The sequence below is a fragment of the Streptomyces mutomycini genome, from assembly GCF_001700505.1.
GTDB lineage: Bacteria > Actinomycetota > Actinomycetes > Streptomycetales > Streptomycetaceae > Streptomyces > Streptomyces mutomycini.
Genome location: NZ_MAPV01000248.1, coordinates 1 through 15,922, shown reverse-complemented (window position 1 = coordinate 15,922; position 15,922 = coordinate 1). Strand labels below are relative to the sequence as shown.

Genomic DNA, 15,922 nt, shown 5'->3' with positions numbered 1-15,922 from the left:
AAGCAGTCTCCCCCGAGATCCCCGACTTCCCCCCGCCGCGCTCCTCCGAGTGCCCTTTCGCCCCCTCACCCGAAATGCGGGCGCTGTCCGCACACGGTCCGCTGACCCCGGTCCGCTCGTGGGGCGGCAGCACTCCCTGGGCCGTGACCGGGCACGCCGAACAGAAGGCACTGCTGTCCGACGCCCGTCTCAGCGTGGAGTTCACCAGGCCGGGCTTCCCCAGCCCCGTGGACCCGGCGCACGCCCATGCCGGCAGCACCGACCTGAGCTTCGTCGGCATGGACGACCCCGAGCACGCCCGGCTGCGCCGCATGGTCAGCGGCGCCTTCACCATCAAGAGGGTCGAGGCGATGCGCCCCCGCGTGCAGAAGATGGCCGACGACTTCGTCGACGCCCTGCTCGATGGCCCCAAACCGGCCGACCTCGTCCAGTCGCTCGCCCTGCCGATCCCCTCCCTGGTCATCTCCGAAATGCTCGGAGTCCCCTACGAGGACCACGAGTTCTTCCAGACCAACAGCAAGGCCATCGTCTCCGCCGTCGCCACCCCCCAGGAACGCCAGGCGGCCCACACCAACCTCGCCGCCTACCTCGACGAGCTCGTCGGCCGCAAGCTCGTGGAGCCCGGCGACGATCTCCTCTCCAGCCTCTGCGTACGGATCGAGAGCGGCGAGCTCACCCGCCGCCAGGCCGCCACCATGGGCGTGCTCCTCCTCCTGGGCGGACACGAGACGACCGCGAACATGATCAGCCTGGGCACACTCCTGCTCCTGCAGCACCCCGGGCAACTCGCCCTGATCCGCGACACGGACGACCCCGCCGTCGTCCGCGACGCCGTCGAGGAACTCCTGCGCTACCTCTCCATCGTCCACCTCGGCCGACGCCGTACCGCCCTGGAGGACATCGAGATCGCCGGGCACACCATCCGTGCCGGGGACGGCGTCATCCTCCTCGGTGAACTCGCCAACCGCGACCCCTCGGTCTTCCCCGAGCCGGACCGCCTCGACATCACCCGCGACGCCCGTCAGCACCAGGCGTTCGGCGCCGGCAGCCACCACTGCGTCGGCCAGCCCCTGGCCCGCATGGAACTCCAGGTCATCTATCCGACCCTCTTCCGCCGCATCCCCACCCTCCGGGCCGTCGAGGGCCTCGACGCGATTCCCTTCAAGTACGACGCCGTCATCTACGGCCTGCACGCCCTGCCCGTCACCTGGTGAGCACCACCGCACCGGCCGGACTCCGTGAACGCGGGTTCAGGGGGCTCGGGTCGGCGGTGCGGCGATGGCCGGCGGGGGTTCGGCATACGGGATCTGACGGCTCCGGCCGCCGGGGACCGCCCGGCCCTGCTGGTCCCGGAAGCGGACCGGGGCCATGCCGACGCGCCGGGTGAAGAGGCGGGAGAAGTACGCGGGGTCGTCGTAACCCACGCGGCGGGCCACGGCGGCGACGGGGAGCTCGGTGGCGGCGAGGAGTTCCTTGGCGCGGCCGAGGCGGATACCGAGGAGGTAGTCCTTGGGGCTGCATCCGGCTCCGCGGCGTACGGCGGTGCGCAGCTCGGCCGGGGTCATGCCGTGGCGGGAGGCGTGTTCGGCGACGGACAGTGGCTGGAAGGCGTCCCGGGCGAGTGCGCTGAGCACTGGGTCTCCGTCGGCTCCTACGTCGGCCCGGGCACGGCGCAGGGCGACCAGCAGTTCGTGTACGGCGGCCCCCGTCTCGACCTCCAGGAGGGAATTGCCGAGTCGGGCGGCACGGGTGATGCGGCCCACGGCGGCGCGGACGGACACGGTGTCGGCGAGGGGGACGACCGGGCGCTCGGGTTCGATGTAACCGAGTTCGGTGTACGCGGCGGTGGCGGGGCCGGTGAAGTCGACGAAGCTCTCGTCCCAACCGGTGGCGGGGTCGGGACCGTAGTGATGCGGAATGCCCGGCACGAGCCAGATCAGAGCGGGGGCGGTCACGGGGGTGCGTGCGCCGTCGGGGCAGCGGTACCAGCCGCTGCCCGCGCTGATGACGACGGCGACGTGGTGGTCGAGGGTACGGGGTCCCACGGCGGGCAGGGTGCCGTGCTGGAGGCCGACTCCGAGGCAGACCAGACCCAGCTTCCGGTGGGTGGGGCCGGGTGTGAAATAGCGCATCCAGGTGTGGTGCATCCGCTTCCGTTTCCTCCCTGCCCCATCCGTCGGCGTCCCGTTGCGTCCAAGCAGTACTGATCTTTGTCCATGGACGGGGTGGCCGCCAGGGGGTGAGGTGGGGTGGTGGCGGAACGAAAGGCGGGCAACCATGGCCGAGTTCACGGTGGGTCAGAAGGATTTCGAGCTGGACGGGCGGCCCGTAAGGCTGTTGTCGGGCGCTCTGCACTATTTCCGGGTGCACGAGGGTCAATGGGGGCACCGGCTGGCGATGCTGCGTGCCATGGGGCTGAACTGTGTGGAGACGTACGTCCCGTGGAACCTGCACGAGCCGGAGCAGGGGCGCGGTCGCGACGTGGAGGCGCTGGGGCGTTTCCTGGACGCCGCGGAAGCGGCGGGGCTGTGGGCGATCGTGCGGCCGGGGCCGTACATCTGTGCCGAGTGGGAGAACGGCGGTCTGCCGCACTGGCTGACAGGGCCGCTGGGCACCCGGGTGCGGACCCGCGATCCGGAGTACCTCGGGCACGTGGAACGGTGGTTCCGGCGGCTGCTGCCGCAGGTGGTGCGGCGCCAGATCGACCGCGGCGGGCCTGTGATCATGGTGCAGGTCGAGAACGAGTACGGCAGCTACGGCTCCGACCAGGTCTATCTGAGCCGCCTCGCGGAGATGCTGCGCGAGATCGGTGTGACGGTGCCGCTGTTCACGTCCGACGGGCCGGAGGACCACATGCTGACCGGCGGCTCGGTCCCGGGGATTCTGGCGACGGCGAATTTCGGTTCGGAAGCACGGGAGGGTCTCGGGACGCTGCGGCGGCACCGTCCGGACGGGCCGCTGATGTGCATGGAGTTCTGGTGCGGGTGGTTCGGGCACTGGGGTGCGGAGCCGGTGGTACGGGATCCGGCCGACGCGGCTGCGGCGTTGGAGGAGATCCTTCGGTGCGGCGCGTCCGTCAACATCTACATGGCACACGGTGGTACGAACTTCGGCGGCTGGTCGGGGGCGAACCGTTCCGGGGAACTGCACGACGGGGAGCTCGAGGCGACCGTGACGTCGTACGACTACGACGCCCCCATCGACGAATACGGCCGTCCCACGGAGAAGTTCTGGCTGTTCAGGGACATCCTCGCCCTTCATCAGGAGGAGGGTGCCCCACTTCCCGACGTGCCGGCTGCGCCCGCCGCCCTGACCGGTCCGGTGTGCGCGGAGCTCGTGGACTGGGCACCTCTGAGTGACGTCATGGACAACCTCGGCGGTCCGGAAGCCGAGTGGGTGATGCCGCCGACCTTCGAGGAGCTGGGGGTGGACCGGGGGCTGGTCCGCTACCGGGTGGACGTGCCGGGGCCACGTCAGCCGTATCCGCTGGGTGTGACCGGGCTGCGGGACCGGGCGGTGGTGTACGTCGACGGCGCGCGGGCGGGGGTGCTGGGCGGCGGCCCGGCCGAGGCCGGTTCGTACACCGGGCTGGACGAGCCGGTCTCCGGGCCGGCATCCGTGGAGCTGTGGGTGGAGTCGTTGGGGCGGATCAACTACGGGCCGCGTTTCGCGGAGCCGAAGGGGATCACGGGAGGTGTCCTGCACGAGCGGCAGTACCTGCACGGCGTACGGGCGCGGGGGCTGGCCCTGGACGCCTTCGAGGGCGCGGACGCGCTGGCAGAGGTTCCGTTCCGCTCTCCACAAGCGGGCGCGGCAGGTCTCTTCCGGGGAACCTTCGACGTGTGCGGCGCGGGTGACGCCGCGGTCGCCCTGCCGGGGTGGGAACGCGGCTTCGTGTGGGTGAACGGTTTCTGCCTGGGACGCTATTGGAACGTGGGACCCCAGCAGTCCCTGTACGTTCCCGGGCCCCTGCTCCGTGAAGGTGCGAACGAGGTGTGGGTCCTGGAACTGGAGCACTCGGGCGGCCGTCTGCTGACTCTCGGCTGAGGGGCGCGCACGGGGTGGACGAGGAGGCCGGCACAGGACCCGCCCGACTCGTCCACCCCGCGGTTCGTCCCACCGGCCCGTCACGCCTCGCGCACCTCGAAGGAGCCGAGGACGAACTCCGCAGTCTCGTCGTCACACGACGGCTCTCCGGGGTGGCGACTGCAGCCGGCATCCGCCGGCCGGCCGACTACGCGAGAAAGGGTGTGGAGCACGTACAGGGACGCTGCCACCAGAGGTGGCGGCGCCTGCCGCAGTCGAGTCCACGGTTGGCGGCAAACTGCCACCGGCCGGTCACGCGGACGTACGGTCCGGCCCTTCGCACGGGGATTCACACCGAGCGGAACCGGCGACCGCGTGACCTTCAAAGAGCGTGCCTCCCCCGCACGCCCGGGGCGTAGCCGACGGTGAGAACGTTCCGTCCACGAACCGCCCGGATGCAAGTAATGCTAGAAGTAATGCCTGCGTCCGCCGACCTTGCGACCACTCGCGCCGAGAAGCCACAGAACTGCACCGACCACTACGAGAACGCCACCGATCGTCGTCAGCAGGGAGACTCCGACCAGCAGGCCGATGATGAGCAGAATAGCGCCAAGGAGAATCATTTCAGTTCCGATCTCTACGAATATTCGATGGGTACAGGCCCCTCGTCACGACTGACAAGCACCACCCCTCGTACGCCTCCCGCACAACACGTGCCAGGTGAAAACCGGGCTGTCATGCCATCGGCGACTGTGGGGTTTCTGTCGTGCCACCTCCGTGTGCCCCGCTCCTGGCCGCCTAAGCGCGCCTGCCCCGCGGAATCACTTTTTCTTGTTCCTCTCCGCCTTCATCAGGCAGTTCCTCGTAGGTGTCGCACTCCCCGTCCTCGTCCTCCGCCGGCTCCCCGTCCTCGTCGTCGTACTCGTCGTCGGAGCCCTCGAGGCCCTCGTCACCTGTGCGGTACTCCTCGTTTGGGTGCCTCGAGCGGTGCGGAAAGTCCTGCCGAATGCACCCGGCGGTTCGTGGGTTCTGGCTACTCGAAATGTGCGCACCCTATTCCCGGCACCGTCCGCCGGATCGCGGGAGCGCGGGTTTCGGCGCTCGGCCCGGGCGCGAATGAACCGGGTGCCACCACCGGCGCCGAACGCTGCGGCCGCCCCTCTTCCGGTAGGATTCCCACTGCTGGGAAAGCACGACGAAGGCGAGGCCCGAATTGAACAGTCCGGCGATAGTGTCGAAAGAAGAATGGTTAGCGGCCCGGAAGGAACTACTGGAACGGGAGAAGCAGTTCGACCGGGCACGGGACGCGCTCAGCGCACAGCGCCGAGCCCTGCCGATGGTCGAGATCACTGAGCCGTACGTCTTCGACGGGCCGAACGGCACGTCCACCCTCGTCGACCTGTTCGACGGCCGCAGTCAACTCATCGTCTACCACTTCATGCTGGCACCCGACTGGGATGCCGGCTGTACCGGGTGTTCGCTCCTCGCCGACAACATCGGTCACTTGGCACATCTGCACGCGGCCCGGACGTCATTCGCCGCGGTCTCCCGCGCACCTCTTGCGAACATCTCGAAATTCCGTGAACGCATGGGGTGGACATTTCCCTGGTTCTCGTCCCACAAAACGTCGTTCAACTACGATTTCCACGTCACCATGGATGAACACGTGGCACCCGTTCTCTTCAACTTCCGCACGAAGGACGAGCTGCGGGAGGCCGGAATCGGTTCCTGGGCCCTGAGCGGCGAGCAGCACGGTCTGAGCGTCTTCCTCCGCGAGGGCGACCGAGTGTTCCACACCTACTCGACGTACTCGCGCGGCACCGATCTCCTCAACGGCACCTTCAATTACCTGGACCTGACCCCCCTCGGGCGCCAGGAGGGGGCCGGGATCATGAACTGGGTCCGCCACCACGACGACTACGACGACCGGACGGGCCGGGACGGCTGCGGCCACTGCGACACCTGACGCCGCCCGCCGGGGCCGCCAGGGACGATCCACCCGTCCTCGGCGGCCCTGGCATCACGACCGGCCCGGACGCAGTCGAAACAGCTGACCGTTCGCCTCGCCGTAGGGAGCGCAGCGCACAAGAGTGCGTCGTGCCGCCGGTTTCGGCAACACGACGCACCCGCATCCGGCCCGCTGCCGTCCGGTCTGCTGTGAAGCGCTACTGCGGTACTGGCGCCTCTCCGGATACGACGATGCCCGCCTCACGGAAGTCGTCCAAGGTCGAAGCGATCGTGTCGGGGGCGACGCCGACGGAGTAGTCCAGGCGTACGTGTGCGCGGAAACCGGCCTTCACTGCGTCCAGCGCGGTGGCGCGCACGCAGTGGTCAGTGGCGATTCCCACCACGTCGACGTCCTCCACTCCGCGGGCGCGCAGCCAGTCGGCCAGGGACGTGCCCTGCTCGTCGGCGCCTTCGAAGCCGCTCTTGGAGGAGCTGTGGGCGCCCTTGAAGAAGACGGCGTCGACCTTGCCCCCGGTGGCGGCGGGCGCGAAGTGCGGGTGGAACTCCCCGCCCTCGTCCCCGGCCACGCAGTGCACGGGGAAGCTGTCCTTGAAGTCCGGGTCCTCCGAGAAGTGACTTCCCGGGTCGATGTGGTGGTCACGGGTGGCCACGACGTACTGGTAGTCCCGGCCCGCGCTCTGCTCCACCAGGTCGGCGATCTTCGTCGCGATCTGCGCGCCGCCGGCGACGGGAACGCTGCCTCCTTCACAGAAATCGTTCTGCACATCTACGACGATCAAGCCTCGGCTCATTGACGAGCCCCCTTCACCAGCGTCTTGGAACAGCGGTCGGAACTACTGAGGAATCTCACGGCCCCGGGCACGGAACGCGGCGGCTCGGCGACCGCGGCGGCATCCTCCCGTGTTCTACCGGCCCCCACGTCACCGGCTCATTCACAACGACCGTCTCTCACCCGCCCGGACGCAGACGTTCACCGCAGGAACGATTCGCGGGCGTCCATCAGGCTCACGGCGTATGCGACGGGCGTGGTAGCGCGTGGAGTTGCCCACTACTTCGCCACCATCGTGCTGATCGTGGATGCGGCCGGTGTGTGACAGTCCGGGTCACCGCCCGACAGCCACTCCGGGAAGGGAGTGCAGGCTGGTGCCGGTTTCCTCGGACTGTCGGGCACCGGATCCTGATCCGGCACCTCCCGCCCCGACGCCGCAAGGTCACCCCAAGCCGTCACCTCCTCAGCTTCGTGATCACTCATTCGGGTTCCAGGTGACCAGTAACAGGGCTACGACCCCGGCGACGTGATCATGATGGTTCCACGTCGAGTCGGGGCTGTACGGCCGAGGACTGCATCCGTGCTGCGCCAAGGGCACCGGATGCAACGTCACAGTGTCTTCCCGAACAGTGGATGTGCATGGCCACACCCCCGGCTCACAGCCCAGCACAGGAGTTCTGGGCGGGAGCGAATGCAGGGAACTGGCTGTGCACCTGACCCCACACGAGCAAGAACGCCTGATGATCCACGTGGCGGGGGACGTCGCTGAGAAACGGCGGGCCCGCGGCGTGCGGCTGAACTACCCGGAAGCGATGGCGCTGTTGATCGTGCACGTCCTCGAAGGGGCCAGGGACGGCAGAAGCGTCGCCGAGCTCATGTCCTCCGGACGCAAGGTCCTGTCCCGGGAGGAAGTCATGGAGGGCGTCCCGGAGATGATCGAGAACGTGCAGGTTGAGGCGACGTTCCCCGACGGCACGAAGCTGGTCACGATCCACGGCCCGTTCCCCGAAGCAGGCGAGGACGAAGAGCCGGCCGTCTCGCCGGGACGGGTGGACTTCTCCCCCCGGAAGGGAGACGAGGTGGTCATCTTCAACGAACGCCACAGGCAGCTCGGCCAGGTCACGAAGCTGACCGTCGAAAACCCGACCGACCGCCCCATCCAGGTCGGCTCCCACTACCACTTCGCCGAAGCCAACGACGGGCTCACGTTCCCCCGCAGGAAAGCGTGGGGCCTGCGTCTGAACGTTCCCGCCGGCAGCTCCGTGCGTTTCGAACCCGGCATCACCGAAGAGGTCGAGCTCGTACCCATCGAGGGTGACCGCGTGGTGCACGGTCTGCGCGACAAGGTCCGGGGCCTGCCCGAGAAGGTCAGGGGATCGCTCGACAACGTCAAGGGTTCGTTCGACAAGGAGCAGGTGTGAATTCCATGGCACAGTGCCCGGACTGTTCGTGCTGCCACGACGAGCCGAAGCCCTCCGACCCACTGACCCGTGCCGCCTACGCGGACCGGTTCGGCCCGACGACTCGTGACTGTATCCGCCTCGCCGACACGGCGCTGCGGATCAAGATCGAGGACGACTGGTCGGGAGGCCCCGGGCGCAGCGGCAACGAGATGGTCTTCGGGGGCGGCAAGGTGATCCGCGAGTCGATGGGCCAGTCCGTCGTGCCGCGCAACCCGGGCAAGGCCCGACCCGGCAAGTCCGCGGCCACCGTCGGCGCGGTGCCTCCGGACACGGTCGTCACCGGCGTGGTGGTCCTGGACCACTGGGGCGTCGTCAAAGCGGATGTCGCCATCCGGGACGGGAACATCGTCGCGCTCGGCAAGGCGTACAACCCCGAGACGATGGACCCTCTGCACGAAGAGGGGGCCTGCCACAACGGCATCGGTCCCAGGCCCACCGACTTCGTCATCGGTCCGGACACCGAGGTCATCGCGGGCAAGGGCAGGATCCTCACCGCCGGCGGGATCGACACCCACGTCCACTTCATCTGCCCCGACCAGATCGACGAGGCACTCGCCTCCGGTGTCACCACGCTCATCGGCGGTGGTACGGGTCCGGCGGAGGGCAGCACGGCGACCACGGTCACCCCGGGCTCGTGGCACATCGACCGCATGTTTGAGGCGCTGGACGGTTTCCCGGTGAACATCGGGCTGCTCGGCAAGGGCGCAACCATGTCGACGGAGTCCATGCTGGACCAGGTGGACGCCGGTGTCATCGGACTGAAGATCCACGAGGACTGGGGCGCGACCCCCGCCGTCATCAACAAGTGCCTGGAGGTCTGCAAGGAGACCGGGGTGCAACTCGCGCTGCACGCCGACTCGTTGAACGAGGCGGGCTTCGTCCAGGACACCATCGACGCGATCGACGGCCGGTCCATCCACATCTTCCACGTCGAAGGTGCCGGCGGCGGCCACGCCCCGGACATGATCAAGATGGTGAGCGAGCCGAACGTGCTGCCCGCCTCCACCAACCCCACCCGGCCGCTGACCGTCAACACGGTCAAGGAGCACTTCGACATGGTGATGGTCTGTCATCACCTCAACCCGAAGGTCGAGGAGGACCTGGCCTTCGCGGACTCCCGGATTCGGCCCTCCACCATGGCCGCCGAGGACATCCTCCACGACCTCGGCGCCATCTCGATCATGTCCTCGGACGCCCAGGCCATGGGCCGCATCGGCGAAATGATCATGCGCACCTGGCAGACCGCACACGTCATGAAGGTCCGCCGCGGCTTCCTGGAGGAAGACCAGCCCAAGGACAAGCCGGAAGTCGAGCCGAAGGACAGGAAGGCCAAGACTCCGGCAGACACGACCCCGGAGGCCGAGCCGCCCTTGGCCGACAACCGGCGCGCCCGCCGGTACGTCGCGAAGTACACCATCAACCCGGCCCTCGCCCAGGGCATCGACACCGTCGTCGGGTCGGTGGAGACCGGGAAGCTGGCCGACCTGGTGCTGTGGGAGCCGAAGTTCTTCGGCGTCAAGCCGCACATGGTCATCAAGGGCGGGCAGATCGCGTACGCGCAGGTAGGGGACGCCAACGCGTCGATCCCCACCCCTCAGCCGGTACTTCCCCGCCCGATGTGGGGAGCCACCGGCCTGGCACCTGGCGCCCTCTCCTACAACTTCGTCACCGAGCGGGCCGTCAAGAACGGGGTAGCTGAGGGCCGCAAGCTGAACAAGCGGTTCAGGGCCATCACGGACACCCGCCCCGTCAAGAAGGCCGACATGAAGGAGAACAGCGCCACACCCGCCGTCCGGATCGATCCCGACACCTACGAGGTCATCGTCGGAGGGGCGAAAGTGACCGACGTGACGACGTTCGTCGACGGTCACATCGTCGACCGCGCCTACGTCTCCGAACTCCCCATGGCCCAGCGCTACTTCCTCTTCTGAGGCCGTCGGAAGCACGGAAGCCGAACCGTCATCAAGCAGAGGAATGAGAATGAACCGTGCCGCGCTGCTCGTGCTGGCTGACGGGAGGTTCCCCGCCGGAGGTCACGCCCACTCGGGCGGGGCCGAACCGGCGGTCGCGGCCGGCCGGATCAGGGACGCCGAGTCCCTGGAGAACTTCTGCCGGGGCCGGTTGCACACTGCCGGGCTGGTCGCGGCCGCGCTGGCCGCCGCGGCCGCCGCCGGGCACGATCCACTGGCCTTGGACAGAGCCGCCGACGCCCGTACCCCGGTGGCGGCCCTGCGGGACACCGCCCGGAAGCTGGGCCGGCAGATGATGCGGGCGGCGCGCGCCACATGGCCCTCTGCCGAACTCGACGCGCTCGCCACGGCGCGGCCCAGGGGCGCACACCAGCCGGTGGTGCTGGGTGTGGCCGCCAGGTCGGCCGGACTCGAACCGTTGGACGCCGCCTATGCGGCGGTGTACGAAACCGTCAGCGGGCCGGCCACAGCGACGGTGCGACTGCTCAGCCTGGATCCGTTCGACGCCACTACGGTGCTCGCCCGCCTCGTCCCGGAGCTCGACCGCGTCGCTGAGACCGCCACAGCCACAGCTCGGCGCGTCGCCGAAGAGGGAATCGACGTGCTGCCTGCGGCCTCCGCGCCGCTGCTGGACATCAGCGCCCAGCAGCACGCCACACGGCCGGCCCGCCTTTTCGCCTCCTGATCACCCACCACGAGAAACACGCAAGGAAACGCATGCACCTCGGCCACGACCTCGACGAGAAGTTCCCCCACCGGCACACCTACAGCGCCCCTGCCACCGAGCGCCCCGACGGCAGCCGCCGCGCCCTGCGTATCGGGCTCGGCGGCCCCGTGGGCTCGGGAAAGACCGCCACCGTCGCAGCCCTGTGCCGGGCACTGCGCACCGAAGTGTCCATCGCCGTGGTCACCAACGACATCTACACGCGCGAGGACGCCGACTTCCTGCTCCGGGAAGCGGTCCTGCCGCCCGAGCGGATCAAGGCCGTCGAAACGGGGGCCTGCCCGCACACCGCCATCCGCGACGACATCTCCGCCAACCTCGAAGCCGTCGAGGACCTGGAGGAGATGTCCGGCTCCCTCGACCTGATCCTGGTGGAATCCGGCGGCGACAACCTCACCGCCACCTTCTCCAAGGGACTGGTGGACAACCAGATCTTCATCATCGACGTGGCCGGCGGCGACGACATCCCCCGCAAGGGCGGACCCGGCGTCGCCACTGCCGACCTCCTCGTCGTCAACAAGACCGACCTCGCCCCCTACGTCGGTTCCGACGTGGACGCCATGGCCCACGACGCCAGGGCCCAGCGCGGTGACCTCCCGGTCGCCTTCACCTCCCTCAAGGAGGAAGGCGGCATCAAACCGGTCGCCGACTGGGTCCGCGAACGCCTCACCGACTGGTCCGCAGGCCCCGCATGAGCCCCACCACCGCGCCTGCCCCGCCGATCGGCCGTAATACAGCAGCCATGGGCGTACGGGCCACCGCCCGTGTCACCGCGGCCGCCAGGGCCGGCGCCACCGTCCTGCCCGTCCTGGACGGCGACGGCCCCTTCGAATTCCGGCGTCTGCGCTCCCGGGGCACCGAGGCGCGGGTGTGCGTCGTCGGAGCCATGAGCGCCCCCCTCGGCGGCGACCGCCTGCGCATCGAAGCCACCGCCCGGCAGGGCGCCTCCCTGCACATCACTTCCGCAGCTGCGACTCTCGCCCTGAGAGGTCCCACCGCCGCGCACGCCACCTACGACGTGCACCTGACCGTGGCGGAACACGCGGAACTCCGCTGGCTGCCCAAGCCGTTGATCAGCGCGGCAGGCAGCAATCTACGGCAGACCTGGACCATCGACCTCGCCCCCACCGCGCGGCTCGTCCTGCGCGAAGAGCAGGTACTCGGGCGCATGGGCGAACCACCCGGTCATGTGGCAACCCGGCTCACCGTCCGTCGCGGCGGCCACGTGCTCCTTGACCAAGAAGCGGACTACGGGCCGGGGGCACCCGGATGGGACACCCCGGCTGTTCTCGGCCACCATCGAACGACCGGCCAAATCCTCCTCGTCGACCCGGACTTCGACGAGAACCCACGTGAGCCCCAGGTCCTCACCGAATCCCCGGAGGACGGTCAAGCGGTTCTCACCCCCCTCGCCGGGCCAGCCACACTCATCACTGCCCTCGCCCCGGACGGCCTCCGCCTGCGCCACATCCTCAATGCTGCCTACTCCACCAGCGCTGACGGGTCAAACCGTGCAAGGAAGTAGGACAGGCCACCGCGCCCCGCGCCGCGCTGCGCGAGGCATGCGGACTTGCCCGAGCGAGGCGCACCTGCCGACAATCGGCCGCATGCTCGACCATGCGCCTCACCCGCCCCCGGTGTCCAGCTAACGGCGGCTCCTACCCCATGAACGACTCCAGCAGCCGCCGTAAAAGCTGGACGCTACGAGGCCGGGCGCGCTGGATCAGCCGAATCGGAACGGGCTGCCCGTCCCGTCCCGGTCCGGACCGGGACCCGGAGCCGCGCTGCCGACCAGCCCCACCGGGACCCCGAGCCCTCTTGTGCTCCTCTCGTCCCACGGGTAGCGGCGGCCGGTGTGCTGTGGGTCACGTTCGCGCGCGGCGGGGTGTGCCCCTGCTGTGAAGGTCGGGCATTCTCTCTCGGCGGCCGTGCGAAGGAGTACGGCCCGGTGACCGGCTGGGGGAGAGATGTCGCGACACGCGGACAGGGAGCAGGAGCGGGGAACGGACCGCGGGCGAGGCGTGATCGAAGGGGCGTTCGCGCTCCTGGAGGCGTTGCGCAGGTGTGGCGGGGAGGCAGGGCTCACCGAGATCGCCGCGGCCTGCGCCCTGCCCAAGGGGAGCGCGCACCGGCTGCTGGAGCAGTTGCTGCTGGTGGGCGCGGTGGAGCGGCGGGGCAGCCGCTACCGCGTCGGCTCGCAGCTCTACCGTCTCGGGCAGGCGTGGGAGCCGCACCCGGGCTTACGGGTGTCGGCCCGTCACCCACTGCACCGGCTGCGGGCGGCCACCGGGGCGAGCGCCCTGCTGACCGTCCTGCATGACGGGCGGGCGCTCACCGTGGCATCCGTGCCGGGCGAGGTGGAGCCGCTGGTGCCGGTGCGGAACGGGATGAGCTTCCTGCTGGACACGGCGGCCGGCCAGGTGTTGAGCGATCGGGGCCGGGCCGGTTCCGGGGGCCGGCTGCCGGGGGCGGTGCTGGAGTGCGCGGAGGTGATGGACGGGGTGTGCTGCGCGGCGCTGCCGGTGCGGGGACGCGACGACCGGACCGTCGCCGCGATCGCCGTCATGACGTTGTCCGCGCAGGGGCTGCAGCGGGCGGCCCAGGAGGCGGCGCGGGCGGCCGCGGCCGTCACCGCGGCACTCGTCCGGGCCGGCGCCTCGCCCCGTCTGCCTCCCGTCCTGCACTATTGACGCATCGTCAGGCATGGCGCTCTTGACGTGCCCGGCCCTTCTCCGCGCGCCGGTTCCGCTCAGTGGAACGCGCGTAGAACGGCGGACAGCGGTCCGGCAGTCTGTTCTTTGAGCCGGTCGGGGGACCGGCGAAAACCTGAGACTACGGGGGACAAGATGACCGTCCGACGACTGACCACCTTCGCCCTGGCGGGCGCGCTGGGCCTCACCTCGCTGGTGGGCGCCGCCGGCGCCGCGCAGGCCGATCCGGTCGACTACGTGCAGATCCAGCTCGTCGACCTGCACTGCGGCGACGAGAGCGAGGGCGACCACGACGAGGCCTACCTCAACATCGCGGCGAACGGCGGCAAGGCCGTGAAGCTCTGGCCCGCCAACGCGTCGTACCAGACCATGGGCACCGGCTACCGCCGCGCCCTGGACGAGAGCAACGGCAACGCGCTGCTGGTCCTCGGCAAGACCGAGTCCCGCACGCTCTCGCTGTGGGACTACGACAGCACCAGCAGCGACGACCGGCTCGGCTCGGTGACCGTCACGGGCAACGAGGTCGGCGCGGAGACGCAGTACCGGGTGCTGGAAGGCTCCGGCGGCGTTTACACCATCGCCTACCGGGTCGTCGACATCTGATCCGCCGTTCCGGCCGGGCCCGACCGGTCCGGCCGGACCGCGGCAGGAGCAACGACGCAGTACCGCCCGGCGGGGACCGCACCGCCGGCCGCACAAGTGACCACAGGAAACCTCCGCGGAGGGAACGCGCCGCCCAGAGCCACGGAGAACCGGTCCGTCACCTCCTCCAGCGCCTCGGCGGTGCCCGGCGCTACCCGCAGCGTACCGTCCTCGCCCACGGTGAGGTCCTTGTTCGAGGGTGAACCAGCTCCAGTTCCCCCAGGGTCCGAAAGAGCCCGGGCTTGGGGGAGCTGGGTACGTCCCCTCCTGAACGAGGCGGCCCTGCTCGAGGACGAGGATCCGGTCGGCCACGGCGACGTCGGCGAGCCGGTGCGTGATCAGAAGGACGGCCCGGTCCTTGGCGAGATCCCGCCGGCCGGTGGAAACATGGTGCTCTGCCCCGGCATCGAGGGCGGCCGTGGGCTCATCCAGCACCGACATCCAGGCGCCGATTCAACAACGTTCGCAACCGTCGTAGGCAGCCCGCCGCCGTCTGTCCTTAACGGCGGCTCCTACCCCCTGAACGACTCCAGCAGCCGCCGTAAAGGACACACCGTAGCGGTCGCTCCAGAGCCGTCGGCAAGTTTCTGAGGTCCCCGAGCACGTAGCTGTCCGCGCTGGCGAGTACGGCGACATTCTGCGCATCACGCACACGGCGAGGATGGGGAACTGTCCAGCGGCAAGGGAGACCGGTGGCTCCGAGGCCGGCTGGCGAAGCAGACAAATTCGGCGTCTCCGCCCGTGCAGCAGCAGACGCACACCACATCGGCGAGATACTGGTCCGCGCCTACGCTCAAGCCGGCACCGCCCCCGCCGCTCAGACATCCTCAACTTCCTGGATGATTTGCTCCTCAACGGGGCACAGGGGCTGACCGAAGCAGTCGACAGCGCCGGCCGCCGATGAGTCGGACACACACGGCTCAGCCCCAACCCGAGACCTACGCATTACGAGTTGTCTGATCTTGGTCCAGGAGCGTCCGGTAATCCACCGTACGGCGTTCACCCTTGGTCAACGGGCTTGGTAGCTCCGTCCGGTCAGTGCCCGCCGGGCTGAAGTCCCCCCGGCTGGAACCCTGCGTCGCGAGCGAGTAGGGCGGCCTGGACTCGGTTGTCGCAGTCGAGCTTGGTGAGGATGCGGCTGACGTACGTCTTCACCGTGGCCTCGCTCATATGCAGCCGCCGCCCCGCGTCCGCGTTGGAGAGCCCCTCCCCGAGCAGCGCCAACACCTCGCGCTCCCGGGTGGTGAGCCCGTCGAGCCGGCGCCGCGCGGCCTCCCCGCGCGTGGTGGCCCCGGTGGCGGAGAGCGCGTCCGCCACATGCCGAGTGGCCGCGGGTGAGAGATACGCGTTGCCCGCCGCCGCGGCCCGCACCGCCTGGATCAGCTCGCCGGGCGCGGAGTCCTTCAGCAGGAACCCCGCACCGCCGTGGCCTAGCGTCCGCAGTACGTTGTCCCGCTCGCCGAAGGTGGTGAGGATCAGGACCCGTACCTTCGGCGTGGCGCGGCCGAGCTCGACCAGCGCCGTCAGCCCGTCCATCACCGGCATCTGAATGTCCAGCAGCGCCACGTCGACCCCGCCGCCCCGGGCCTTCTCCACCGCCTCGCGGCCGTCCCCGGCCTCGGCGACCACGTCGATGTCGTCGGCCGAGG

13 protein-coding genes and 1 pseudogene are annotated in these 15,922 nt (G+C 69.5%); 10 read left to right on the top strand and 4 right to left on the bottom strand.

Annotation, left to right across the window (positions count from 1 at the left end; all coding sequences use genetic code 11):
- Positions 1-17: 17 nt before the first annotated feature.
- Positions 18-1,214, top strand: a complete 1,197-nt coding sequence (locus BFF76_RS28385; protein ID WP_065849352.1) for a cytochrome P450 — start codon at positions 18-20, stop codon at positions 1,212-1,214.
- Between the two features lie 36 nt (positions 1,215-1,250).
- Here the strand turns inward: BFF76_RS28385 and BFF76_RS28380 are convergent, their stop codons facing one another.
- Positions 1,251-2,147: a helix-turn-helix domain-containing protein gene (locus BFF76_RS28380; protein WP_065849351.1), complete on the bottom strand. Its 897-nt coding sequence runs from the start codon at positions 2,145-2,147 to the stop codon at positions 1,251-1,253.
- A 130-nt stretch (positions 2,148-2,277) separates the two neighbouring features.
- On the opposite strand from BFF76_RS28380, the gene BFF76_RS28375 reads away from it, so the two are divergent.
- Both BFF76_RS28375 and BFF76_RS28370 read left to right on the top strand, forming a co-directional pair.
- On the top strand, positions 2,278-4,047 hold the full coding sequence (locus BFF76_RS28375) for a glycoside hydrolase family 35 protein (RefSeq protein WP_065849350.1): 1,770 nt from the start codon (positions 2,278-2,280) through the stop codon (positions 4,045-4,047).
- A gap of 1,192 nt (positions 4,048-5,239) precedes the next feature.
- Positions 5,240-5,992, top strand: coding sequence for a DUF899 domain-containing protein (locus tag BFF76_RS28370; RefSeq protein ID WP_065849349.1), 753 nt, complete (start codon positions 5,240-5,242; stop codon positions 5,990-5,992).
- A 199-nt stretch (positions 5,993-6,191) separates the two neighbouring features.
- Here the strand turns inward: BFF76_RS28370 and BFF76_RS28365 are convergent, their stop codons facing one another.
- Positions 6,192-6,785 (bottom strand): isochorismatase family protein, encoded by a 594-nt coding sequence (locus tag BFF76_RS28365; protein WP_065849348.1) that lies wholly within the window; start codon positions 6,783-6,785, stop codon positions 6,192-6,194.
- A gap of 685 nt (positions 6,786-7,470) precedes the next feature.
- Here BFF76_RS28365 and BFF76_RS28360 point away from each other — a divergent pair.
- From BFF76_RS28360 to BFF76_RS28330, 7 genes are all read left to right on the top strand, one after another.
- Positions 7,471-8,184 (top strand): urease subunit gamma, encoded by a 714-nt coding sequence (locus tag BFF76_RS28360; protein WP_031089903.1) that lies wholly within the window; start codon positions 7,471-7,473, stop codon positions 8,182-8,184.
- A 5-nt stretch (positions 8,185-8,189) separates the two neighbouring features.
- Positions 8,190-10,157, top strand: coding sequence for an urease subunit alpha (locus tag BFF76_RS28355; RefSeq protein WP_053930504.1), 1,968 nt, complete (start codon positions 8,190-8,192; stop codon positions 10,155-10,157).
- A gap of 49 nt (positions 10,158-10,206) precedes the next feature.
- Complete coding sequence (locus tag BFF76_RS28350; protein ID WP_065849347.1) at positions 10,207-10,881, top strand: urease accessory protein UreF; 675 nt, start codon at positions 10,207-10,209, stop codon at positions 10,879-10,881.
- A gap of 32 nt (positions 10,882-10,913) precedes the next feature.
- Positions 10,914-11,615 (top strand): urease accessory protein UreG, encoded by a 702-nt coding sequence (gene ureG / locus BFF76_RS28345; protein ID WP_065849346.1) that lies wholly within the window; start codon positions 10,914-10,916, stop codon positions 11,613-11,615.
- Complete coding sequence (locus BFF76_RS28340; protein WP_053930501.1) at positions 11,612-12,445, top strand: urease accessory protein UreD; 834 nt, start codon at positions 11,612-11,614, stop codon at positions 12,443-12,445. The genes ureG and BFF76_RS28340 overlap by 4 nt, the downstream gene beginning before the upstream one ends.
- Positions 12,446-12,887: 442 nt before the next feature.
- Complete coding sequence (locus tag BFF76_RS28335) at positions 12,888-13,610, top strand: IclR family transcriptional regulator (RefSeq protein ID WP_053930500.1); 723 nt, start codon at positions 12,888-12,890, stop codon at positions 13,608-13,610.
- Between the two features lie 156 nt (positions 13,611-13,766).
- Positions 13,767-14,234 carry a hypothetical protein gene (locus BFF76_RS28330; protein WP_065849345.1) on the top strand — a complete coding sequence of 156 codons (468 nt, stop codon included), beginning with the start codon at positions 13,767-13,769 and terminating at the stop codon, positions 14,232-14,234.
- A 190-nt stretch (positions 14,235-14,424) separates the two neighbouring features.
- Here the strand turns inward: BFF76_RS28330 and BFF76_RS34160 are convergent.
- Together BFF76_RS34160 and BFF76_RS28320 are read right to left on the bottom strand one after the other, a co-directional pair.
- A pseudogene (locus BFF76_RS34160) lies at positions 14,425-14,720 on the bottom strand (hypothetical protein); the annotation flags it as partial.
- Positions 14,721-15,308: 588 nt separating this feature from the next.
- Positions 15,309-15,922 (bottom strand): response regulator (locus tag BFF76_RS28320; protein ID WP_065849343.1); only part of this gene is annotated, 614 nt, incomplete at its 5' end.